This window comes from Lutibaculum baratangense AMV1 (assembly GCF_000496075.1).
Lineage (GTDB): Bacteria > Pseudomonadota > Alphaproteobacteria > Rhizobiales > Tepidamorphaceae > Lutibaculum > Lutibaculum baratangense.
Map to the genome: position 1 here is coordinate 1 of NZ_AWXZ01000023.1, position 21,354 is coordinate 21,354.

Genomic DNA, 21,354 nt, shown 5'->3' on the forward strand with positions numbered 1-21,354 from the left:
CATGGCCGAACGCATCATCTACCAAAGCGACGGCCTGGCCGATGATCCCTACCGCGTCGGCGGTGAGCTGGCGGGATGGCAAGAGGGACTTGCCCGATATGCCGTTGGCAATTCGCGGCTGGCGTTCGCGATGAGCGCCGCGTTTGCCGGGCCGCTCTTGCTGCCCGCCGAGGCGGAATCCGGTGGCTTCCATTTTCGCGGTGGCTCTTCGATCGGAAAGACCACGGCGCTTCAGGTCGCCGGATCGATATGGGGCGGGCGCGACTTTCCCCGCACCTGGCGCGCGACTTCGAACGGGCTGGAATCGGTGGCGCTGATGCACTGCGACACGCTCTTGCTGCTCGATGAAATGGGCCAGTGCGATAGCCGGGAAGTCGGCCAGGTCGCCTATATGCTGGCGAACGGCCAAGGCAAGACCCGCGCCGGGCGAAGCGGTGAAGCGCGCCGGGCCGCCCGGTGGCGCACCCTCTTCCTTTCGACGGGCGAGATCGGCCTTGCCGACAAGATCGCCGAGGATGGCAGGGGCCGCCGAGCGGCAGCCGGGCAGGAAGTTCGCATCGTGGATATTCCCGCAGATGCGGGCGCGGGCATGGGTATCTTCGAAACCCTTCATGGCTTCCCGTCCGCCGACGCCTTCGCCCGCCACCTGAAGGCGGCAGCCGGTGAACATTTCGGCCACGCTTCCCATGCCTATCTTGACCGTCTGACCCGCGACTTCGACGGCATCGCGCCCGTGGTGAGCGGCTTCCAGAATGAGTTTGTCGCCGAGAACTGCCCGCCGAATGCCGATGGACAGGTGAGCCGCGTTGTGGCGCGCTTCGCTCTTGTGGCTGCCGGTGGTGAAATGGCGACGGCCTTCGGTGTGCTGCCTTGGCAGCCGGGCGAAGCGACCAGGGCAGCGGCAAAGTGCTTCCGCGATTGGCTCGACACGCGCGGCGGGATCGAACCGGCTGAAGAGCGCGAAGCCTTGTCCGCCGTCCGCCGCTTTATCGAGTTGCACGGCACGTCCCGCTTCGAGCCTATGGGCAGCCTTGCCCCGACCGACAACATGGGTGCACCGATCGACACGCGCATTCAGAACCGGGCGGGCTTCCGCCGTCGCGATGATGAGGGAAGCATTGAATATATCGTCCTGCCCGAAGTCTGGCGCGGCGAAGTGTGCGCTGGGCTTGACGCGGTGATGGTTGCGAAGACGTTGGCCGGGCGCGGGATGCTGAAGCCCGGCAGCGGGGGCAAGCTCCAGAATAACCAGCGTGTGCCCGGCTTCCCTTCGGCGATCCGGTGCTACGTGGTTACGTCCGGCATCCTCGGTGACGATGCAAGGGAGGCCGCCCATGCCTAATCTTGCCCGGTTCACCGCCTTTGCCAGCCGTGTCGGCGCTGTAGCACCGGCCTGTAGCACCTGTAGCACCGTAGCACCCGCCAAGGTGCTACAGGAATTAACTAGTAATATCAACGTTGTAGCACCTGTAGCACCTGTAGCACCACGAATTGACGATGAGACGCACGAAAGCGACCTTCTCGACGCCTACGAAGAGCGCGCCGCGATCATGGAATATGACGGCGTATTGCCCCGCCACGAAGCCGAAGCCCTTGCTTGGAAGGAAGTCTTCGGCGACCGGGCAAGGGCAGCGTAAAGCCCCGTCAAATGCCTGAATTTCCTCGCCTTTTCGAGCACTTCTAAGACGGCCTTCAGGGCCGTTTTTGCTTTGAATACTGGACCTTCGCCCCGATCTTGATCCGGCAACTTGTGCGCGGGTGATGATGTTCGAGGGCTTCAAGAAACTGATCGGACTGGAAACGAAGACAACTCTGGCGGACCCTTCGCCGGAGCTTATTGCTTTGTTCGGTGCAACGCCGTCCGCGTCCGGTGTGGCCGTCACGCCCGAAACCGCAATGCGCTGCCCGACCGTCTATGCGTCGGTGAAGGTGATCGCTGAATCGGTCGCGCAACTGCCCCTTCATCTTCATCGCCGGAAGTCCGATGGCGGCAAAGAGCGCGCCACCGATCACCCGCTTGCCGAGCTGTTGCACGGCCAGGCGAACGAATGGACTTCTGCCTTCGAGTTCCGGCTTTTCATGCAGACCGCGCTTTGCCTTCACGGCAATGCGTTCGCCTTCATCAATCGGACGGGCGGCAAGATCGCCGAGCTTATCCCGATCCCGTCGCCATGCGTCACCGTGGAAGTCGATCCTGTCACGATGGAGCCTTCCTATAAGGTTTCGTCCGGCGACGGCGGCCAGCGCGTCTATGACCGCACCGAAATCTTCCACCTGAAGGCACTCGGCACTTCGCCGCATGTCGGCATGTCGCCGATCACGCAGATGAAGGAAGCGATCGGCCTGGCGCTGGCAATGGAAGAGCACGGCGCGCGCATCTTCAGTTCCGGCGCGCGGCCCGGTGGCGTCTTCAAATACGGCAAGACCCTCGGCCCGGAAGCCCTGAAGCGGCTTCGCGAAAGCTTCAACGCCGCCCATGCTGGCGGCTCGAATGGCGGCAAGACCTTGATCCTTGAAGACGGGATGGATTTCGAGGCGCTGCAATTCACCAGCGTCGATCTTCAGTTCCTCGAATTGCGCCGCCACCAGGTCGCCGAGATCGCGCGCGGCTTCCGCATTCCGCTTCATCTGCTTCAGGAGCTTGAACGGGCCACGCATAACAACGCCGAAAGCATGGGGCAGCAATTCCTTTCGCTGACCCTGTTGCCGTGGCTGAAGTCCTGGGAAGGCGGCATCCGCCGCGCCCTTCTCACTCCGGAAGAGCGCCCGGAATACTACGCCGAATTTCTCACCGACGATCTTGCCCGCGCCGATTTGGCCGCCCGGTTCGACGCCTATGCCAAGGCCGTCACCAACGGTTTGCTTTCGCCGAACGAAGTGCGAGCTGCCGAGAACCGCGCGCCCTATGCCGGTGGCGATCAATTCCGTCTGCCGATGAACACCGAAGACGCCAATGCGGCAGGGGGCGGCAATGGATCGCGTTGATATTGAAGTCAAGTTCGCAACCGACGAAGCCGGGATTCTCACCGGCTACGCCAGTGTGTTCGACGGTGAGCCGGACAGCTATGGCGACGTGATCGAAAAGGGCGCGTTCGCGAAGAGCCTGGCCGAACACAAGGCGGCTGGCACCACGCCGCTAATGTTGTGGCAGCACGATCCTTCCGAACCGATTGGCGTCTGGCTTGAGCTTCGCGAAGACGCGACCGGCCTTGCCGTCACGGGCCGCCTGATCCTCGAAACCCGACGCGGCCAGGAAGCCTATGCGCTGCTCAAAAGCGGCGCGTTCAATGGCCTTTCGATCGGCTTCCGCACCCGCGCGTCCGAGCGTCGGGCCGGTGGGGGCCGCACCCTGCAAGACCTCGAACTTATCGAAATCTCGCTTGTCTCCGTGCCCGCCGCGACGCGGGCGCGCGTGACCAGCGTGAAGACGGCGCAAGCCGGAAACCCTGCCGCGATGGGCGCGGCTATCAAAAGGAGCCTGATCATGGCTGTTGAGAAGAAGGCGCCCGCGCCTGAAGCGGGAACCGAAGGTGATGACGTGGAGACCCGCGTTGCCGCCCTCGAAGAGAATGTGGCCGGGATCGATACCCGGCTGAAGTCGGTGGAAGAAAGCGTCGGCAACGTCGCCAAGTCCGCCGAGCGCATCGAACAGAAGCTGAATCGCCCTGGCGCGTCGGTTGAGACGAAGACCGCACCGGAGAAGGTCGAAGCGAAGGCTTTCGTCGGCTTCCTTCGTCATGGTCGCGAAGCTCTTCCTGCCGATGAGGTGAAGTCGCTTCGCGTGGCCGATGACACGGCGGGCGGCTATCTCGCACCCGACGATTTCGTTGCCCAGGTGATCAAGGGCATCGTGGAAGTGTCGCCGGTTCGCCAGGCCGCCAAGGTCGGCGCGACCTCTTCCGGCGCGGTGATCCTGCCGAAGCGCACTGGCAAGCCTACGGCTTCGTGGGTTGGCGAAACCGAGAACCGCCCGGAAACGGGATCGACCTACGGCCAGGTGGAAATCCCGGTTCACGAAATGGCCTGCTACGTGGACGTGTCGCTTCGTCTTCTCGAAGATGCCGCCGTCAACGTGGAATCCGAAGTTGCTTTTGATCTGGCCGAAGAGTTCGGTCGCCTCGAAGGCAGCGCGCTTGTCGCGGGCAATGGCGTCAAGAAGCCCGTGGGTTTCATGACCGACGACGCGGTTGCCTACACCCCGACCGGCAACGCTTCGACCCTCGGCACCGCGCCCGCCGATACGCTGATCACGCTCATGTATGCCATGCCCGCCTTCTATCGGAATGCCGGTGCGTGGATGATGAACGGGAACACACTGGCGGCTATCCGCAAGCTGAAGGACGGCCAGGGCAATTTCCTCTGGCAGCCGTCCTATCAGGCCGGGCAGCCCGAAACGATCCTTGGCCGCCCCGTCATCGAAGCGCCTGACATGGACGATGTTGGCGCGGGAGCCGAGCCGATCGCCTTCGGCGACTTCGCCCGTGCCTATCGCATCTACGATCACGTGGCGCTTTCGGTGATGCGCGACCCCTACAGCCAGGCCACGAACGGCCTTGTCCGGTTCCATGCCCGCCGCCGTGTCGGTGGTGGTGTGGTGCTCGCCGAGGCGCTTCGCAAGCTTCGCTGCGCAGCCTCGTAAGGAGCAATGACCATGCGTGACCTCGCAAACAACCTCGGAGCCGTGCAGGCCGTCGCGCCTGCCGTGCTTTCCGCTACGAACACTTCCGATCCGATCGACCTTCAGGGCTTCGAGAGCGCGGCGGTTGTCATCAATACCGGCGCGATCGTGTCGGCTGGCGACTTCACCGCCAAGCTTCAGGAGAGCGACACCACGACCAGCGGCGACTTCGCTGACGTGGCTGCCGCCGATCTTGTCGGAACCTTCCCGGCCAGCCTCGAAGCCGCTTCGGTGGTGAAGGTCGGCTACATCGGAAACAAGCGTTACCTGCGCACCGTCCTGACGAAGAACGGTGGCACCTCGATCGCTGCCGGCGCGGTGGTGATCAAGGGCCATGCGCACCAGCGCCCCGTTGCCTGATCTTGCTTGCCCGGCTGGCTTCGGCTGGCCGGGCTTGCACCTTCAATCGAGAGGTTGCGAGCGATGCCCCTGATCTTGGAGACAGCACCCGTGAACGATCCCGTCACCTTGGAAGAGGTGAAGGAGCACATTCACGTTGACTTCAATGACGAAGACGCCCGCATCGCCGATTTCATCAAGGCCGCCACGCAACGCCTCGATGGGCGCGACGGCTCGCTTGGCCGCTGCCTTGTGACGCAAACGTGGAATCTCACCCTCGACCGCTTCGCCAGCGAAATCGCGATCCCGCTGCCGCCATGCCAGTCGATCGACGCAATCACCTATGTCGATCCCGATGGCATCACCCAAACCCTTGCCCCGACCGAATACCAGGCGTTCGCCCTTGGCACCGTGGAAGGTGCGAAGGTGCGCCCGGCCTATGGCAAGAGCTGGCCGACAATCCGCAATGTGCCGGAAGCGGTGACGATCACCTTCACGGCAGGCTTCGGCGACGATCCTGAAGACATTCCCGAGCCGATCCGCGCTGCGATCAAGATGCGCGTCGGCCACCTCTTCGAGCACCGCGAAAGCGTGGTGATCGGATCGGGCTTCATCACCGAAACACCCGATGGCGCTGAAGACTTCGTGCGCGATCATAAGACGTGGAGCTTCTGACCATGCGCGCGGGTGACATGGATCGGCGCATCATCGTGAGCCAACCGGGCGAGATCATCGACTATGATCCGTTCGGTTCACCGATCTATGGCGACCCGACCGAATACGAAGTTTGGGCGCATGTCTCGCAACAGTCGGGCCGGGAGTTCTTCGCCGCTGGCGGCATTCAATCTTCGCGGATGGTTGTCTTCCGCCTGCGATGGATCGACGGCATCACCGTTCTGGATACCGTCAAGTATGGCGGGCGCGATCACAACATTCAGGAAGTGCGGGAGCTGGGCCGGAAAGAAGGGCTAGAACTGCACACCATAACGAGCGGGTGACGATATGCCGTGGTCGCCGCCGAAGCATTGTCCTGCTGGGCATCCGCCGTTCACCGATAGACGCTGCCCGCTCTGCGCCTCGAAGGCCAAGGCTGCCGCCGATGAGCGCCGCCCGTCTGCCCGCGCCCGTGGCTATGACAGCAAGTGGCAGCGGGAAAGCAAAGCCTTCCTCGCATTGCCGGAGAACCGCTTGTGCGCCTGTGGCTGCGGCCAGGTCGCCGACATGGTGGATCACCGCACCGCTCATAAGGGCGATATGCGCCTCTTCTGGGACCGATCGAACTGGCAGCCGATGAACCGCCGTTGCAACAGCCGGAAGGCCGTGGCGACCGAAGGCGCGTTCGGCAGGCCGATCAATATGGGAGGGGGAGGTTTTGAATTTTGACCAAACCCGCCGGGACCGACGCCCCCATCTCGCGCGCAATCTCGCCGAAAATGGGAGTTTTTAGGATGAAGGGACGGAAGCCGAAGCTCACCGTCATCGATGGCGGCACCGTGCGCGGCAAATGCCCGTCCGCGCCTTCGTGGCTGACTTCCCAGGCGAAGGCTGAATGGAAGCGGGCAGCCCCGCAACTTCACAACCGGAATCTGTTGTTCGCCGACACCCTGGCGACCCTCGAAAGCTATTGCGTGGCCGTGGGTATGGTCCGCGAAACCGAAGAGATCATGGGCCGCGAAGGTCGCATGGTGACGACCGAGAACGGCCCGAAGCCGCACCCGGCGTTTCGAATGCAAAGCGCCGCGATGCGCGAAGCCCGCCTACTGGCCGCCGAGTTGGGGTTAACCCCCCACCGCCGAGGCTCGAAGGGCAAAGACGAAGGAATGTCGAATGACAATTGGGACGCCGATCTTCTCGCCTGACCCGGCGCTATATGACGACCCGATAGGCCGGGCCGATCGCATCTGCCGTTTCGTGCGCCGCCTTCAGCTTTGGGAAGGTGATTTCGCCGGGCAGCCATTCCACCTTAATGCCTTTCAGGAAGCCGTGATCCGCCGCATCTACGGCCCGTCGAATGATGACGGCAGCCGCGTGGTGCGCATGGCCTGCATCTGGATTCCTCGCGGCAATGCGAAGACCACGCTGGCCGCTGCCCTCGGCCTTGCGCATTTCCTCGGCCCGGAAGCCGAAGCGGGCGGCCAGGTGGTTATGGCTGCTGCCGATCGCGAAAACGCGGGCATTGCCTTCAACTCGGCCCATCAATTCGTTCTTCAGGATGACACGCTTGCGAGCCGGGTGCGCGCGGTGGAAAGCCGGAAGTCGCTGGGGCATCCGAAAACAAAGAGCACCCTGAAAGCCATTTCGTCAGAAGCCTATTCGAAGCACGGCTTGAACGTGTCGTTCTTCCTGGCCGATGAAATCCACGCTTGGCCGACCGGCGAAGGCCGGAAGCTCTTCAAGACCGTCACGGATTCGATGGTGAAGCGTTCGCACCCGCTCACCGTCATCATTTCCACCGCTGGCGACGGCCAAGGCGGGCTTGCATGGGATCTGTGGAATTACTCGCACAAGGTGGCGACAGGCGAGATCGAAGACCCGACATTCGCACCGATCATCTTCGCTGCCGAGCCTGAAGCGGACTGGCGCGACGAAGCCGCGTGGCACGCTGCAAATCCCGCGATCGATGCCGGTTTCTGCTCGCTCGAAGAGCTGCGGATTAAGGCGCGGCGCATCGAACACTTCCCCGCCGAGATTGCCGACTTCCGGCGCTTCCACCTCAACCAATGGCAAGAAGGATCGGCGAACCCGTGGCTTGCGCTCGAAGTCTATGATGCCGCCGAGGCGATGACGCCAGTTGAAGAGCTGACCGGGCGGCCATGCTGGATCGGGATCGATCTTTCCAGCGTGGAAGATTTGACGGCGGTGGTGGCGGCCTTCCCTGAAGGCGATGGCGAAAGCCGCCGATATGACGTGCTGCCCATGTTCTTCCTGCCGGAAGCTAACATCGCCACGAAGGGCGAAAAGGATCGTGCCGACTATATGCGCTGGGCCGCCGAGGGCTTCCTTACCCTCACGCCCGGCAACGTGGTGGACCATAGCGCGATCGTGGATCACGTCATCGCCCTTGGCGAAAAATACGGTGTGCAGGAAATCGCGATCGACCGTTGGAACTCGACGGCGGTGAACACTGCCCTTCAGGAAGAGGGCTTCACCATCAATCAATTCGGCCAGGGCTTCGCCAGCATGGCCGCACCCGTCAAAGAGCTGAAGCGGGCGATCCTCACCGGCCATTTCCGGCACGGTGGCAATCCGCTCTTGCGCATGTGCTTCGGCAATGTGGTGGCCGACAAAGACGCGGCGGAAAACGAGAAGTTCACTAAGGAACGGGCGCGGGGGCGGATCGACGGTGCTGTTGCCGCCGCAATGGCCGTTGGCCGCGTCATCGCGAACGAAGTGACACCCTCACCCTATGAGAGCCGAGAAGGCGGATTCCTCTTCATCTAAAGGAGCAAGACCATGCACGAAGTCAGCATCACCGGATTGAGCCGAGTTTCACAGCCGAAGCCGAACAAGGGCGGGAACACTATACTGGCGTTCTTCGATTGCCAGGCGAACGGATTGGCGCTGGCCGGGTGCGCCTTCGTTCGTACCGCCCGCCAAGGTCTCACCGTGTGGCCGCCAAAGCTCGAAGGGACGGATGCGGCCCGCCGAAGCGTCGGCATCACCGACGAGCATCTTCGCAAGCTGATGGTCCGCCAGGCACAAGAGGTTTACCGCGCCCTCGGCGGCACCGATGGCGAGTGGATCAAGACTTGGGATGAAGAGAAGTCGGACCAGGCCGACGAAGGGAACGGGCTTCGCCGCTTCCTTTCGAATGGCGCGGAATAGCAGGAATTTTCCGCCGCCCGCTTCCTATGTGCTTCCTGCGCCGCTGAAGAGCTATTGGAGAAGGCGGCTAAAGCCTTGATTTTGTTGGCGCACCCGACAGGATTCGAACCTGTGACCTCTGCCTTCGGAGGGCAGCGCTCTATCCAGCTGAGCTACGGGTGCCTCGATAGGGCAGGGCTGACGTGCCGCTGCCCCGGAAAGCGTGGCGGACCATAGCGGATCGCGGCGGGCGGGGCAATCGGGGGAGCGCTCGAAATGGAGCCCGCGCCGCCCTCCCTCCGGCAGCGGTCACGAGGTTCGAATCCTGTCGGGTGCGCCGGGGGCAGCCGATCGTCCTGACGGGCTTCGACCGGTCCTGGATCTGCGACCGGCCACGGCGGCTCGTCCATCTCGTGACGAGCCGCCCTAAACCTCCCATGGTCTCGCGAATCCACCCCTTCCGGGCAGATTGATACCCCCGTCCGAGCGAACCCATCGTGGAACTCGAAGCGCCGGCAAGATCGGGAACCAGTCTCTTCCCGCCATGACGAATCGTCGGCACGACCTCGGAACCAGAGGGGGCGCCGCGGTCCTTCGGGGCTTGTGGGGGATGAATGAATTTCTTCCAGAGTGCAAGTTCTGCTGCTGCATTCGCGACGCTCGGGGGTGTCACGTCAGGCATCGTGAAGACGATCCAGGATGCATCCGATTCCGGCGGGGCGATCAGCTCTGGCCATGTTGACGTCGTCCTCATATCCGCCTTCATCGTCATGTTCTGCCTGAAGGAGACGTTCGACGATTTCAAGCACTTCGCAGAGAAGCCGGATGGACGGGAGAGGCACCGATATGCCGGCTTCATCGTGGCCGTGTTCTTCTGGATCATCCTCGCGGTTGCGGGATTCTTCGTCTACAAGCCAGGAATATCCGCGCTGATACTCTGTGCGTTCATGGCGATGACGACGATCTGGGTCGGAATTCACGTGCTCGAGATGATGATGGATGCAAACCGACGTGAAGAAGAATCCGGTAAGATCAGACTTCGCGTCACATGGATCATCATAAACTGCAGCTACCTGATCGTGCTGATAGCCTACGTCCTCGGTATCGCGATATCGATCAGCAGAGGGGATACGCTCCTCAACGTGTCGGGCAAATGGTTCCTCGGAGGTCTGTTCGTGATCCTTGCCTACGACATGTGGATCAGCAGGTCCTATCCCGCAGAGGCCGTGTAGAGCTGCGGCGATCACCAAGCGGTTGTGGTTCGCCTCAGGGCTGGCGAGCGCGAGACCTGAGTTCGCACCCGTCCGGCCGGCCGCGCGGCAATTTCGCCGCGGCGCAAGGCGACGGGGGGCGAGGACGAGGGTGTCGGAGAGTGCTCGACCGGCCCCTGGGCGGCTGAGGAGGGGGCCTCCGGTGGGATCATGCTTTCCGAGACTGGCGCTCCATCGAACTGCGCCGCGGACGGCGAGACGCTGTCTCGGAGCTCGCCAGGTGGCCCCGCTGGACGCGCCGCGCCCGTTTCGGCCGGGCAGGCGCCGCCCCCACCGGACCGGCCACCCGCGCGGGCGCTGCCGCGCTGCCGGTCGAACCGCAACGGTCCCCGCGAGTTACAGACTGCAGCAGCAGCAACGTGCAGGCGAGGCGGGCGTGGCGAGGGTTTCCGAGGCCGGCGAGGCGGTGTCCACCGGGAGCGAACCCGCCCCTTCCAGGGTCAGTTGGCGCCTCATCGGGCCCGGCATCGTCGTCGCCGCCACCGGGGTCGGTTCGGGCGACCTCGTGGCGACGCTGATCGCGGGCAGCCGCTTCGGCTACGCGCTGTTCTGGGCCGTCATCGCCGGCACGATCGTCAAGATCGCGCTCGCCGAGGCGACGGGGCGCTGGCACCTGGCGACGGGCCGGACCATCTTCGACGGGTGGAGCAGCCTCGGCCGGTGGACCCTCGTCTATTTCGGCATCTATGTCGTGGTGTGGGGGTTCGTCTACGGCGCCACCGCCATGAGCGCGACGGGCCTGCCGCTCGCGGCGCACGCGAGAAGAGCCGGGCCTTCCGCTTCTATCTCGTCTGGCTCCCCTTCCCGCCGATGGCGCTCCTCTTCCTCGACCGGCCGTTCGCGCTGGTCGTGGCCTACGGCGCCTTCGGGGCGTTCTTCATGCCTTTCCTGGCGCTGACGCTGCTCCGCCTCCTCAATTCCTCGCGCACCCCCGCGGAGTGGCGCAACGGCCCGCTCAGCAACGCACTCCTGGCGCTGGCGGCGGCGCTGTTCGTGTTCCTCTGCCTGCACGAACTGTGGGATCTCGTGGCGGGCTCCGGCGGCTGATCCCGAGGGGCCGTCGGAGACGACGAGGGGCGCCCGAGAGAGCCCCGCGATCCAGGTCCTAGCAGTTCCACCGCCGCCCGCGGCTCGGGCCGATATCGATATGGACCGACCGGGTGTGGCAGTAGGTGCCGATGCCGCCGATGGCCGGATGGGCGCGGGCCGCGGCCGCGACCTGCTTCGGCGTCTTGCCCGGCACCTGGATGTCCACGGCCTCGCAGGTTCGATGGTAGGAGCCCTTCCGCGTGCCGGGCCCCGAGCGGTGGCCGGAGGTGACGATCGGCGTGGCCCCCAGCTCCTCCTTCAGGTCGGCAAGGATCTGTTTCAACTCCGGTTCGAGACATGTCGTCTGAACCTTCGACGTCTGCTTCGTGAAGATCGGGTCGGCGGCCGGCCCCGTGGGCGCGTAGCCCGACAGGTGGCTCGATCCGCTCGTCGTCGGAGAGCAGGCGGCCGCGATGAGGCAGGCCCCGATCGCAAGCAGCGGCGCGACGCGGGGCCGGCAGGTGACCGGTCTCGACATTCAGTTCCTCGGCTTCTGTCCTCGTGGTGCCCCCGTCCTCGCGGCCGAATGCGGCCTCACTGAGACCGCTTGCGCCGAACGCGGGTGCCGAAGTCGCCGCCGCGCCTGGCGCGGCGGCTCTCGCGATCAGAGATATCCGTTCGCGGCGAGCGCGCCGCCCAGGAGCAGGGCGCCGAAGAGGAAGACCATGAGTGCGGCGGCGACCTCGAGCCCCTTGAGGAGCCACGGCAGCCTGCCGGTCCCCGCATCGGTGAGTTTCTCCGCCGCCCCGCGGGCGAAGACGGTGAGGGCCGCGAGTGCCGAGACCGTGAGGCCGGTGCCGAGGCCCATGACGAGGGTGGAGGTGATGCCGGCCATGAACAGCCCCTGGGACAGGGCGAAGACGAGCACGATCAGCGCGCCGGAGCAGGGGCGCATGCCGACGCCCAGGGTGACCGCGGCCGCGCGTCGCCAGTCGAACGCGCCGGTCAGGGCCGAGGGATCCGGCGCGTGGGCGTGGCCGCAGCCGCACGCGTCCCCGTGGTGGTGGTGATTGTCGTGGCCGTGGTGGTGCGGGTGGGCATGGGCGTGCGAGGGCAGGGGAGCGGCGAACGCCGAGGCCAGGGCGGGCTGGACGGCCTTGCGCCAGAGGAGGGCGGCCCCGAGGAGCGTGATGAGCGTGTAGCTCGCGAGCTCGATTCCGTCGGTCACGCGGCCGATCGTCATGGCCGTGGCGCCGAGGGCGATGGTGAAGACGAGGACGATCGCGATGGCGGAGAAGGCCTGCAGCATCGCGGCGGCGAGGCTGATCGCGATCCCGCGCTTCAGCGTCTCCCCGGTCGCGAGGAGGTAGGATGTGACGACGGCCTTGCCATGGCCGGGTCCGGCCGCGTGAAAGACGCCGTAGAGGAAGGAGAGGCCGACGAGGACGGAACCCGCACGCGGATCCGACGTCAGGTCTCGCAGCGCCGCCGTCAGATCCCGGTAGAACTCGGCCTGCCGGGCAGCCACCCAGCCGAAGAGCCCGCCAACGTCACCTGATAGCGCACGTCCCGGACCGTCGGGCGCACCGACGCCGAACGGACCTCCGGCGGCCTGCGCCATCGCCGGCAGCACCAGGAACAGGGCCAGAGCGCAGACGGTGCCACCGATGACGGGGTGGCGGAAGAGGAAACGGACCGCAGTCCAAAGAGGCTCCAACCGGCCGTTCCTTCGCATCATTTGCCCCCGTCGCCATCGTCCCGCCGCAGCGGCGAACACGCCCGCGCAAGTGGGCCGAAATGTGGCTTCGCGGTCAATGTCGCTCAGGCCGTGGCGGCGACGCTCAGCAGCGCCTCCACCCTGTGCGGCTCGGCGAGAAGGCGATCGGAGTCGTCCCGCAGGACGATGCGACCGCGCTCGAGCACGATCGCCCGGTCCGTCAGGCGGAGGACCTTCCGCGCGTTCTGCTCCACGATGATCGCCGACTGGCCTTCGTCGCGCACGATGGCGCCCAGCACCCGTCCCAGCTCCTCGACGATGATCGGCGCGAGGCCCTCGAACGGCTCGTCGAGAAGGAGGAGCTTGGGGTTGAGGGCGAGCGCGCGGGCGATCGCCAGCATCTGCTGCTCCCCGCCGGAGAGCTGGCTGCCCATGTTGCGCCGCCGCTCCTTCAGGCGCGGGAACATCTCGTAGAGCCGCGGGAGCGTCCACGGGCCGGGCCGCGCCACCGCCGTCACGTTCTCCTCCACGGTGAGCGACCGAAAGATGTTGCGTTCCTGCGGCACCCAGCCGATGCCGGCGGCGGCGCGCCGTTCGGCCGGCAGGCGGGTGATGTCGGAGCCGGCGAGCAGGATCGTGCCGGCCTGGTGGCGCGTGAGGCCGACGATCGTGTTGATGAGCGTGGTCTTGCCGACCCCGTTGCGGCCGAGCACCGCGAGTGCCTCTCCCGGGGCCACGCGAAGATCGATGTCGCGCAGCACGGTCGACTGCCCGTATCCCGCCGTCACGTTCCGCAGTTCAAGCAGCGGGCGCATCGAGGCTCTCCCCGAGATAGGCTTCCTTCACCCGTATGTCGTTTGCCACCTCGTCCGGCGTCCCCTCCACGAGAAGCTCGCCGCCGACGAGCACGGCGATGCGCTCGGCGAAGCGGAAGACGAGGTCCATGTCGTGCTCGATCAAGAGGACGGAGACGGTGCGGGGGAGGTTCGCGACCGTGTTCATGATGTCGTTGCGCTCGTGCTCGGGCACCCCGGCGGCGGGCTCGTCGAGGAGGAGGAGGCGCGGCCGGCAGGCAAGCGCGACGCAGATCTCGAGCAGTCGCCGCCGTCCATAGGAGATTTCCGCCGTCGGCACCTCCATCGCGTCGGCGAGGCCGAGGCTCGCGAGCAGGCCGGCCGCCTCGTCGAGCGCCTCGTGGTGCGAGGCCAGCGGGCGCCACATCGCGCGGGCCTTTCCGTCCCGCTCGAGGACCGCCAGCGCGACCGCCTCGAGCGGCGTCATCTCGTCGAAGAGCTGGTTGATCTGGAAGGTGCGCACGATGCCGCGGCGCACCCGGGCCTCCGGCGACAGCCTCGTGATGTCCTCGCCGAGGAAGGTGATCCGCCCCTCCGAGGGCGGCACGACGCCGGTCAGGAGGTTGATGTAGGTCGTCTTGCCCGCCCCGTTCGGCCCGATCAGGGCCTGGCGGGCGCCGTCCTGGAGCGCGAAAGTGACATTTCCTACCGCGCGCAGGCCGCCGAAGCGCCGCGAGAGCCCGTTCGTCTCCAGTATGACGCTCATCTCGCCTCCTCGTCCCGGGTGCGATGGAGGCGGCGGACGAGCGCGCGCCACAGGCCGATGAGGCCGCCGCGAGCGAAGAGCACGAGCACGATCAGGCCGGCGCCGAGCCAGAACTGCCAGTATTGCGGCGTGATGCCCGAGAGCCACTCCTGGAGCACCCGGAACGCCGCCGCACCCAGTATGCCGCCATAGACGGCGCCCGAGCCCCCGATGACGAGCACGAGCAAGGCTTCGGCCGAGCGGTGGAAGGCGAGGACGTCGAGCGAGACGAACTGCGTCGCCTGGGCGAGGAGCCCGCCGGCGATCCCGGCAAATCCCGCTCCGATCGTGAAGGCCTTGACGAGATGCCGGTTCACGGGCGCCCCGATCGCGCGCATCCGCAGGGGGTTGCCCTTCACCCCCCGCAGGGCGAGACCGAACGGGGAGTTGACGATCGCCCGCAGCGCGACGAACGAGATGAACAGGACGATCACCGAGTACCAGTAGGCGGTGTGGCCGTAGAGGTCGAACTCGAAGATCCCGAAGATCGGCCACATCGTGACGCCGTAGAGCCCGTCGGCGCCTCCGGTGAGCCAGGCCAGCCGGTTCGCGGCTTCGAGCAGCATCATCGAGATGGCGAGCGTGACCATGAGGCGCGTGAGGTCGGACCCCCGCAGGACGAGGAAGCTCGAGACGAAGCCGGCCGCGGTGGCGACCGCACCGGCTGCGAGAAGGCCCGTGATCGGCTCTCCCCAGCCGTGGACCGCGAGCAGCCCCGCCGTGTAGGCGCCGAGGCCGAAGAACGCGGCGTGGCCGAGCGAGACGATGCCGGCATAGCCGAGGATGAGGTCGAGCGAGAGCGCGAAGAGCGCGAGGATCGCGATCTCGGTCAGGAGCGGCAGACGCAGCCCGAAGAGGAAGAAGAGCGGGATCGGCAGGAGCCAGAACAGGATCTCCATGGCCGACCAGCGCGCCCGGCGGCGCAGCAGGAGCCCGGCATGCGGCGGAGCTTCGCCTGCTCGCTGCGGCGCGCGCCGTTGCGCTTCCACGCGGCTCACGACGTGCCCCGCGTCGCGAAGAGCCCGTGCGGCCGGAGGACGAGGATGACGACCATCATCGTGTAGATCATGAAGGAGCCGAAGCCGGGGATGTAGTACTTGCCGGCGACGTCGCCGATGCCGAGGATCAGGGAGGCGAGGAAGGGCCCCGCGATGGAGCTCGTCCCGCCGACGACGACCACGATCAGGAAGTAGATCATGAACCTGATCGGAAAGCTCGGATCGAGACCGAGCACCTCGATGCCCAGCGCGCCGCCGAGGCCCGCGAGGCCCGAGCCGACGGCGAAGGTCATGGCGAAGACCGTTCCGACATTGATGCCGAGGCCGCGCGCGACCTCGCCGTCGTCGACCGCCGCCCTCAGCCTGCTGCCGAAGCGGGTGCGGCTCAGGATCAGCTGAAGCACCACGGCGAGGACCGCGCAGATCACGATGATGAAGAGCCGGTAGACGCCGATCGAGGCGCCCTCGGCGAGGTGGAACTGGCCGCGCAGGAAGTCCGGCAGGGTGATCAACTGCTGCCGGGCCCCCATGAAATAGTCGACGCCGGCCATCGCCATGAAGACCAGCCCGATCGAGAACAGCACCTGGTCGAGATGGTTGGCGCCGTAGAGCCGGCGGTAGAGCGTCCGTTCGAGGAGAAGCCCGATCGCCGCCGCGACGAGGAAGGCGATCGGCAGGCACAGTAGGAACGGCACGCCGTAGCCGTTGACGAGGACGACGGTGACGTAGCCGCCCGCCATCGCGAAGGCGCCATGGGCGAGGTTGACGAAGTTCATCAGGCCGAGCGTGACCGACAGGCCGCACGCCAGGATGAAGAGCAGCATGCCGTAGGCGATGCCGTCGAGGAGGACGGTCAGCACGCGACACACCAGGGCCTGACGAACCTCATCCTCAGAACTGCTGCGACCAGTCCGCCTTCACCGGGTCCTTGACCTGCTCGATCCTGTCGAACTCGACGTTGTAGAGTTCGCCGTCCTGCTCCTTCACCTCGCGGATGTAGATGTCCTGGACGATGTCGCGGGTCTCGGGGTCGATCGAGACGGGGCCGCGCGGGCTCTCCCAGCTCAAGCCCTTCATCGCCTCGACGAGCGCCTCGCCCGTCTCGCCGTCCGTCGCCTTCAGCGCTTCGTAGACGAGGTGCATCCCGTCATAGCCGCCGACCGCCATGAAGTTCGGGCGGGAGTTGCCGTTGGCTTCCTTGAAGGCGTCCACGAACTCCTTGTTCTCCGGAGAGTCGTGCGCCGCCGAATAGTGCTGGGCGGTGATTGCCCCCAGCGCCACATCCCCCATCTGGTCGAGGATGTCGTCGTCGGTCACGTCGCCGGTGGCGATGAGCTTGATGCCGGCGTCATCGAGCCCCCGTTCGTCGAACTGCTTCATCAGGAGCGAGCCGACGCCGGAGGGCACGAACACGAAGAGGCCCTGGGGCCCGGCGTCCCTGATGCGCTGAAGGTAGGGCGCGAAGTCCGGATCCTTCAGCGGCACCGCCGCCTGCTCGATGACCGTCCCGCCCGCTTCCTCGAAGACCTTCCTGAACGCGTCGGCCGCGTCGTGGCCCGGCGCGTAGTCGCTGACGAGCGTCGCGGCTTCCGTGATCCCGTTCTCCGCCGCCCACCGGGCGATGCCGAGCGCCGCCTGCGGCAGGGTGAAGCTCGAGCGGACGATGAAGGGCGACTTCTCGGTGATGGAGGAGGTGGCGGCCGCCATAACGATCATCGGGACCCTCGCCTGCGTCGCGATCGGAGCCGTGGCCATCGCGAGCGGCGTGAGGCCGAAGCCCGCGAGCACGTCCGCCCCCTCGCGCACGACGAGCTCCTGCGCGATGCGCTTCGTCTGGTCGGCGACGCCTCCGTCGTCCTTGACGATGAGCTCGATCTTCCGGCCACCGACCTCGTCGCCGTGCTGCTGCATGTAGAGCCGCGCCCCCGCCTCGACCTGGCGACCGGTCGAAGCGAACGGGCCGGTCATCGGCAGGACGAGGCCGACCTGCACGGATTCCTGCGCCTGCACCTGCGCCGTGACAGCGGCACCCAGGAGGGTGGCCGCAGCGGCGATCGTGAACATTCCCTTGAGCATGCTCTTCCTTCCCTTCGCGGCCTCCGCCCTGGCGGCGTGAGGCTCGCGCGACGCTGTTCTCGTTGTGCCGCGCCCGCACGGGACGTCACCGACACCGCCACCTCCAAGGTGGCTCGTGCGCTTTCCCGCGCCCTTTGCCTGCAGAACCGCGGTGGAGCACCGATTCCGCCGCGCTTCGGCCAGGATTCTGGCCTGCTATGGCCTGTGGTCAAGGGAAACCGTATACAGCGGTGAGGATCGGCGCGAACTCCTTCGTTTCCGCCAGTTCGGGACGATGAAGGGCGCGCGCCCCACGCGAGCCAAGACGGGAGGCAGCATTGAACGAAGCACGCCCACCATTCCGTGCCGACATGGTCGGCAGTCTCCTGCGGCCCGAGCCGCTCAAGCAGGCCCGCGCGCAGTTCGCCGAGGGCCGGATCGGCCGCGACGAGCTGAAGCAGGTCGAGGACGATTGCATCCGCGACGTCGTGAGGAAGCAGGAGGAGGTCGGGCTCAAGGCCGTGACCGACGGCGAGTTCCGTCGCTCCTGGTGGCATTTCGACTTCCTGAGCCAGCTTGAAGGCTGCGAGCTGACGAAGGGCGAGAAGGCGATCCAGTTCCAGGGCGTGCAGACGCGCTCGGAAAGCGTCGCGGTGCGCGGCAAGGTCGGCTTCGGCGACCATCCCATGCTCGAGCACTTCAGGTTCCTGAAGAGCGTCACGAGCGTCACGCCGAAGATGACGATCCCGTCGCCGAGCGTGCTGCATTTTCGCGGCGGCCGCGACGCGATCTCCAAGGACGTCTATCCCGACATGGACGCCTTCTACGCCGACACGGCGGAAGCCTATGCGCAGGCGGTGAAGGGCTTCTACGAGGCGGGCTGCCGCTATCTGCAGTTCGACGACACGGTCTGGGCCTATCTGTGCTCGGAAGCCGAGCGGCAGAAGGTGCGCGACCGCGGCGAGGACCCCGACGCGCTGAAGGTGATCTACCGCGACATGATCGTGCACGCCCTGAAGGCCAAGCCCGCCGACATGGCGATCACGACCCATGTCTGCCGCGGCAACTTCCGCTCGACCTGGATCTCCGAGGGCGGCTACGAGCCGGTGGCCGAGACGCTGCTGGCCGAGATCCCCTATGACGGCTACTTCCTCGAGTACGACTCGCAGCGGGCTGGCGGCTTCGAGCCGCTCCGCTTCCTGCCGAAGGGCGACAAGCGCGTGGTCCTCGGCCTCGTGACGTCGAAGTCGGGCGACCTCGAATCGAAGGACGACGTCCGCAAGCGGATCGAAGAGGCCTCGAAGTTCGCCCCGCTCGAGCAGTTCTGCCTCAGCCCGCAGTGCGGCTTCGCCTCGACCGAGGAGGGCAACATCCTCACCGAGGAGGCGCAGTGGAACAAGCTGCGCTTCATCGTCGAGATCGCGAAGGAGCAATGGGGAAGCCTCTGAAGGCTCCCCCGAACCGTGGCCGGGCGGGTGGCCGTGGAGCCGCCCTCCGTGAGCACGGGTAAGGGGCGGCGCCTCAGGCTTCCGCCTCGACCGGCGCGACGAGGCCGCGCTGCCGCAGCAAGGCGCCCGGCTCGGGTGCCCGGCCGCGGAAGGCGAGATAGGCCTCCTCGGGATCACGCTTGAAGCCCGCGGCGTAGACGAAGTCGCGGAGCTTCTTCGCCAGCGTGGGGTCGAACGGGTCGCCCGCCTCGACGAAGGCCTCGAACCCGTCGGAATCGAGCACTTCCGACCACATGTAGCTGTAGTAGGCGGCCGAATAGCCGTCGCCGGAGAAGATGTGTGCGAAATGCGGCAGACGATGACGCAACACGATTGCGTCCGGCATGCCGAGCTCGCGCCGCAAGCCCGTCTCGAAGGCGCGGAAGTCGGGTGTCTCCTCGACCGGCGCGAGGTGGAGCTGCATGTCGACGATCGCGGAGCCCAGATACTCGGCGGTCGCGAAGCCCTCGTTGAAGCTGCGCGCCGCCATCAGGCGTTCGAACAGCTCGTCCGGCATCGGCTCGCCGGTCCGGTAATGCAGCGCGAAGCGCTTCAGGACCTCGGGCTCCTCGAGCCAGTGCTCGAAGAGCTGCGAGGGGAACTCCACCCAATCGCGGCTGACGGCGGTGCCCGAGATCATGGGATAGGTCACGTCCGACAGGAGGCCGTGCAGCGCGTGGCCGAACTCGTGGAAGAGCGTCCTGGCGTCGTCGAAGCTCAGGAGCGTCGGAGCCGAACCGCTGGCCCGGGCGAAGTTCATCACGTTGACGACGATGGGGGTCACTGCGCCGGCGAGCCGGTGCTGCGGACGGAGCTGGCTCATCCAGGCGCCGGAGCGCTTGGAGCTTCGGGCGAAATAGTCGCCGAGGAAGAGGCCGAGATGACGGCCCTGAGCGTCCTTTACCTCGAAGACGCGGACATCCCTGTGGTAACCCTTCAGGTCCTTCCGCTCCTCGAATGACAGTCCGAAGAGCCGTGACGCCGTGTAGAAGGCGGCCTCGATCATCCGGTCGAGCTGGAAGAAGGGCTTGAGCGTCTCCTCGTCGAGGTCGAACTCGGCCTTGCGGCGCCTCTCCGCATAGAAGCGCCAGTCCCAGGGCGCGATCTCGAAATTGCCGCCCTCGTCCTGCGCGATCGACTGCAGCGCCGCCGCGTCCTCGGTGGCGCGGCGCTTCGCGGGCTCCCACACCGAGTGGAGGAGCTTGAGAACCGCGTCCGGCGTCTTGGCCATCTCGTCGGCGAGGCGGAAATGGGCGAAGGTGTCGTGGCCGAGGAGGCGAGCCTTCTCGGCACGCAGGGCGAGCATCTCCGCCATGATCGCCGTGTTGTCGGTCGCCCCGCCGCTCTCGCCGCGGGACGTCCAGGCCGCGAAGGCCTGCTCGCGCAGGTCGCGCCTCGTCGAGAACTGGAGAAACGGTTCGATCGAGGAGCGCGACAGGGTGATGACGTGCTTGCCGGGCAGGCCGCGAGCCTCCGCCGCATCGGCGGCCGCATCGCGCAGGAAGTCGGGAAGACCCGCGAGATCGTCTTCGCTCTCCAGCACGAGAGAGTAGCCCTTCTCGTCCGCGAGCACGTTCTGCGAGAAGCTCGTGCCGAGGCTCGCCATGCGCTCGGCGATCTCCGCGAGCCGTGCCTTCGTGTCGGCGGGCTTGCCGGCGCCCGCGCGGGTGAAGACGGTGCGGTAGCGCTCGAGGACCCGGTTCTGCTCGGCATCGAGCGCGAGACGGCCGCGCCGCGCGGCCAGCGCGTCGATGCGGGCGAAGATCCTGTCGTCGAGGTAGAGAGCGCTGCGGTGGCGGGCGAGGCGGGGCGAGATCTCCCGCTCTATCGCCTGGATCTCGTCGTTCGTGTCGGCCCCGGCGAGGGCATAGAAGACGCTCGCGACCTGGCGCAGCAGGCGGCCGGAGCGCTCGAGGGCGGTAATCGTGTTCTCGAAGTCCGGCTCCGCCGGGTTCGCGCCTATCGACACGATCTCGGCTTCATGCGCCGCGATCGCCTGCTCGAACGCCGGACGGAAGTGCTCGGGCCCGACGAGATCGAAGGGCGGCAGGCCGAACGGCGTCTGCCAGTCGCCGAGGAGCGGGTTGAGGGCTGCCGGGTCGGGACCGGGACCGGCGGAAGCGATGGACATCCTGATGCTCCTGAGAATCGTTGCGAGACAGTGGCGCGAGCCGCAGGTCCCACCGGTTTCACAGATGAGACCTCCCGCGCCGTGGTGCAACACGGGCTGGCGTTCCAGCGGCTCTTTGCCGTCGGAGAGACGGGAGTTTGCCCTTTTTCCGCTCCTCTTCTAGGTTGCCCCCGTGCCCCATCGAAAGGCGGCTCCGGTCGCAGCACGGCGCGTCACCGTTCCGGCACGGTGACGAACTGGGCTCTG

General features: G+C 66.1%; 23 protein-coding genes and 1 tRNA gene. 15 read left to right on the plus strand and 9 right to left on the minus strand.

The features are described 5' to 3' along the window. The 11 genes from N177_RS08560 to N177_RS08615 form a co-directional block, all read left to right on the plus strand. Positions 1-1,342, plus strand: a 1,342-nt coding sequence (locus tag N177_RS08560; RefSeq protein ID WP_023431907.1) for a DUF927 domain-containing protein, incomplete at its 5' end; no start/stop codon positions are given. Continuing rightward, entirely contained in the window at positions 1,335-1,637 is a 303-nt protein-coding gene (locus N177_RS21355) for a hypothetical protein (protein WP_152527874.1), read from the plus strand. The genes N177_RS08560 and N177_RS21355, both read left to right, overlap by 8 nt. A gap of 127 nt (positions 1,638-1,764) precedes the next feature. After that, positions 1,765-2,985 carry a phage portal protein gene (locus N177_RS08565; RefSeq protein ID WP_023431908.1) on the plus strand — a complete coding sequence of 407 codons (1,221 nt, stop codon included), beginning with the start codon at positions 1,765-1,767 and terminating at the stop codon, positions 2,983-2,985. Further along, a complete protein-coding gene (locus N177_RS08575) occupies positions 2,972-4,639 on the plus strand; it encodes a phage major capsid protein (RefSeq protein WP_023431909.1) in 1,668 nt (555 codons plus the stop codon). The genes N177_RS08565 and N177_RS08575 overlap by 14 nt, the downstream gene beginning before the upstream one ends. 12 nt (positions 4,640-4,651) lie before the next feature. Further along, positions 4,652-5,038: a hypothetical protein gene (locus N177_RS08580; RefSeq protein ID WP_023431910.1), complete on the plus strand. Its 387-nt coding sequence runs from the start codon at positions 4,652-4,654 to the stop codon at positions 5,036-5,038. A gap of 63 nt (positions 5,039-5,101) precedes the next feature. Further along, positions 5,102-5,692 (plus strand): head-tail connector protein, encoded by a 591-nt coding sequence (locus N177_RS20560; protein WP_051402305.1) that lies wholly within the window; start codon positions 5,102-5,104, stop codon positions 5,690-5,692. After that, a complete protein-coding gene (locus tag N177_RS08595) occupies positions 5,680-6,015 on the plus strand; it encodes a phage head closure protein (protein ID WP_023431912.1) in 336 nt (111 codons plus the stop codon). The genes N177_RS20560 and N177_RS08595 overlap by 13 nt, the downstream gene beginning before the upstream one ends. Before the next feature lie 4 nt (positions 6,016-6,019). Then, positions 6,020-6,400, plus strand: a complete 381-nt coding sequence (locus tag N177_RS21855; RefSeq protein ID WP_040485447.1) for a hypothetical protein — start codon at positions 6,020-6,022, stop codon at positions 6,398-6,400. Between the two features lie 65 nt (positions 6,401-6,465). Further along, complete coding sequence (locus N177_RS20995) at positions 6,466-6,876, plus strand: phage terminase small subunit P27 family (protein WP_152527875.1); 411 nt, start codon at positions 6,466-6,468, stop codon at positions 6,874-6,876. Then, positions 6,845-8,458, plus strand: a complete 1,614-nt coding sequence (locus tag N177_RS08610) for a terminase large subunit (RefSeq protein ID WP_040485448.1) — start codon at positions 6,845-6,847, stop codon at positions 8,456-8,458. Before N177_RS20995 ends, N177_RS08610 begins: the two co-directional genes overlap by 32 nt. Positions 8,459-8,470: 12 nt before the next feature. Then, on the plus strand, positions 8,471-8,842 hold the full coding sequence (locus tag N177_RS08615; RefSeq protein WP_040485449.1) for a hypothetical protein: 372 nt from the start codon (positions 8,471-8,473) through the stop codon (positions 8,840-8,842). Between the two features lie 85 nt (positions 8,843-8,927). Here N177_RS08615 and N177_RS08620 read toward each other — a convergent pair. After that, positions 8,928-9,004 (minus strand) — tRNA-Arg (locus N177_RS08620). Between the two features lie 431 nt (positions 9,005-9,435). Between N177_RS08620 and N177_RS08625 the strand changes: the two genes are divergently transcribed. The 3 genes from N177_RS08625 (at position 9,436) to N177_RS21860 (ending at position 11,139) form a co-directional block, all read left to right on the plus strand. Then, positions 9,436-10,053 (plus strand): hypothetical protein, encoded by a 618-nt coding sequence (locus N177_RS08625; RefSeq protein WP_040485450.1) that lies wholly within the window; start codon positions 9,436-9,438, stop codon positions 10,051-10,053. Between the two features lie 415 nt (positions 10,054-10,468). After that, a complete protein-coding gene (locus N177_RS21000; RefSeq protein WP_023431919.1) occupies positions 10,469-10,990 on the plus strand; it encodes an Nramp family divalent metal transporter in 522 nt (173 codons plus the stop codon). Beyond that, positions 10,972-11,139, plus strand: coding sequence for a hypothetical protein (locus N177_RS21860; RefSeq protein WP_023431920.1), 168 nt, complete (start codon positions 10,972-10,974; stop codon positions 11,137-11,139). The genes N177_RS21000 and N177_RS21860 overlap by 19 nt, the downstream gene beginning before the upstream one ends. 58 nt (positions 11,140-11,197) lie before the next feature. Here the strand turns inward: N177_RS21860 and N177_RS08635 are convergent, their stop codons facing one another. From N177_RS08635 to N177_RS08665, 7 genes are all read right to left on the minus strand, one after another. Beyond that, positions 11,198-11,659 (minus strand): YcbK family protein, encoded by a 462-nt coding sequence (locus tag N177_RS08635; RefSeq protein WP_023431921.1) that lies wholly within the window; start codon positions 11,657-11,659, stop codon positions 11,198-11,200. A gap of 126 nt (positions 11,660-11,785) precedes the next feature. Beyond that, positions 11,786-12,838, minus strand: a complete 1,053-nt coding sequence (locus N177_RS08640) for a nickel/cobalt transporter (RefSeq protein ID WP_023431922.1) — start codon at positions 12,836-12,838, stop codon at positions 11,786-11,788. Between the two features lie 104 nt (positions 12,839-12,942). Beyond that, positions 12,943-13,653 carry an ABC transporter ATP-binding protein gene (locus N177_RS08645; RefSeq protein ID WP_023431923.1) on the minus strand — a complete coding sequence of 237 codons (711 nt, stop codon included), beginning with the start codon at positions 13,651-13,653 and terminating at the stop codon, positions 12,943-12,945. Then, positions 13,637-14,398: an ABC transporter ATP-binding protein gene (locus N177_RS08650; RefSeq protein ID WP_023431924.1), complete on the minus strand. Its 762-nt coding sequence runs from the start codon at positions 14,396-14,398 to the stop codon at positions 13,637-13,639. Before N177_RS08650 ends, N177_RS08645 begins: the two co-directional genes overlap by 17 nt. Beyond that, positions 14,395-15,426: a branched-chain amino acid ABC transporter permease gene (locus N177_RS08655; RefSeq protein ID WP_023431925.1), complete on the minus strand. Its 1,032-nt coding sequence runs from the start codon at positions 15,424-15,426 to the stop codon at positions 14,395-14,397. The genes N177_RS08650 and N177_RS08655 overlap by 4 nt, the downstream gene beginning before the upstream one ends. A 5-nt stretch (positions 15,427-15,431) precedes the next feature. Next, the gene (locus tag N177_RS08660) at positions 15,432-16,295 is read right to left on the minus strand and encodes a branched-chain amino acid ABC transporter permease (RefSeq protein WP_023431926.1); all 864 of its coding nucleotides are present in this window, start codon (positions 16,293-16,295) and stop codon (positions 15,432-15,434) included. A gap of 31 nt (positions 16,296-16,326) precedes the next feature. Continuing rightward, positions 16,327-17,511: an ABC transporter substrate-binding protein gene (locus N177_RS08665; protein WP_023431927.1), complete on the minus strand. Its 1,185-nt coding sequence runs from the start codon at positions 17,509-17,511 to the stop codon at positions 16,327-16,329. Between the two features lie 317 nt (positions 17,512-17,828). On the opposite strand from N177_RS08665, the gene N177_RS08670 reads away from it, so the two are divergent. Then, complete coding sequence (locus N177_RS08670; RefSeq protein ID WP_023431928.1) at positions 17,829-18,938, plus strand: 5-methyltetrahydropteroyltriglutamate--homocysteine S-methyltransferase; 1,110 nt, start codon at positions 17,829-17,831, stop codon at positions 18,936-18,938. Positions 18,939-19,011: 73 nt separating this feature from the next. On the opposite strand, the gene N177_RS08675 is transcribed toward N177_RS08670, so the two are convergent. Beyond that, the gene (locus N177_RS08675; RefSeq protein WP_023431929.1) at positions 19,012-21,108 is read right to left on the minus strand and encodes a M3 family metallopeptidase; all 2,097 of its coding nucleotides are present in this window, start codon (positions 21,106-21,108) and stop codon (positions 19,012-19,014) included. Positions 21,109-21,354: the final 246 nt, after the last annotated feature.

Bases quoted from the DNA above. Each gene is read 5' to 3' on its own strand.
- N177_RS21355 (WP_152527874.1), top strand. From the start codon at position 1,335: ATGCCTAATCTTGCCCGGTTCACCGCCTTTGCCAGCCGTGTCGGCGCT.
- N177_RS08565 (WP_023431908.1), top strand. From the start codon at position 1,765: ATGTTCGAGGGCTTCAAGAAACTGATCGGACTGGAAACGAAGACAACT.
- N177_RS08575 (WP_023431909.1), top strand. From the start codon at position 2,972: ATGGATCGCGTTGATATTGAAGTCAAGTTCGCAACCGACGAAGCCGGG.
- N177_RS08580 (WP_023431910.1), top strand. From the start codon at position 4,652: ATGCGTGACCTCGCAAACAACCTCGGAGCCGTGCAGGCCGTCGCGCCT.
- N177_RS20560 (WP_051402305.1), top strand. From the start codon at position 5,102: ATGCCCCTGATCTTGGAGACAGCACCCGTGAACGATCCCGTCACCTTG.
- N177_RS21855 (WP_040485447.1), top strand. From the start codon at position 6,020: ATGCCGTGGTCGCCGCCGAAGCATTGTCCTGCTGGGCATCCGCCGTTC.
- N177_RS20995 (WP_152527875.1), top strand. From the start codon at position 6,466: ATGAAGGGACGGAAGCCGAAGCTCACCGTCATCGATGGCGGCACCGTG.
- N177_RS08610 (WP_040485448.1), top strand. From the start codon at position 6,845: ATGACAATTGGGACGCCGATCTTCTCGCCTGACCCGGCGCTATATGAC.
- N177_RS08615 (WP_040485449.1), top strand. From the start codon at position 8,471: ATGCACGAAGTCAGCATCACCGGATTGAGCCGAGTTTCACAGCCGAAG.
- N177_RS08625 (WP_040485450.1), top strand. From the start codon at position 9,436: ATGAATTTCTTCCAGAGTGCAAGTTCTGCTGCTGCATTCGCGACGCTC.
- N177_RS21860 (WP_023431920.1), top strand. From the start codon at position 10,972: ATGCCTTTCCTGGCGCTGACGCTGCTCCGCCTCCTCAATTCCTCGCGC.
- N177_RS08635 (WP_023431921.1), bottom strand. From the start codon at position 11,659: ATGTCGAGACCGGTCACCTGCCGGCCCCGCGTCGCGCCGCTGCTTGCG.
- N177_RS08645 (WP_023431923.1), bottom strand. From the start codon at position 13,653: ATGCGCCCGCTGCTTGAACTGCGGAACGTGACGGCGGGATACGGGCAG.
- N177_RS08650 (WP_023431924.1), bottom strand. From the start codon at position 14,398: ATGAGCGTCATACTGGAGACGAACGGGCTCTCGCGGCGCTTCGGCGGC.
- N177_RS08665 (WP_023431927.1), bottom strand. From the start codon at position 17,511: ATGCTCAAGGGAATGTTCACGATCGCCGCTGCGGCCACCCTCCTGGGT.
- N177_RS08675 (WP_023431929.1), bottom strand. From the start codon at position 21,108: ATGTCCATCGCTTCCGCCGGTCCCGGTCCCGACCCGGCAGCCCTCAAC.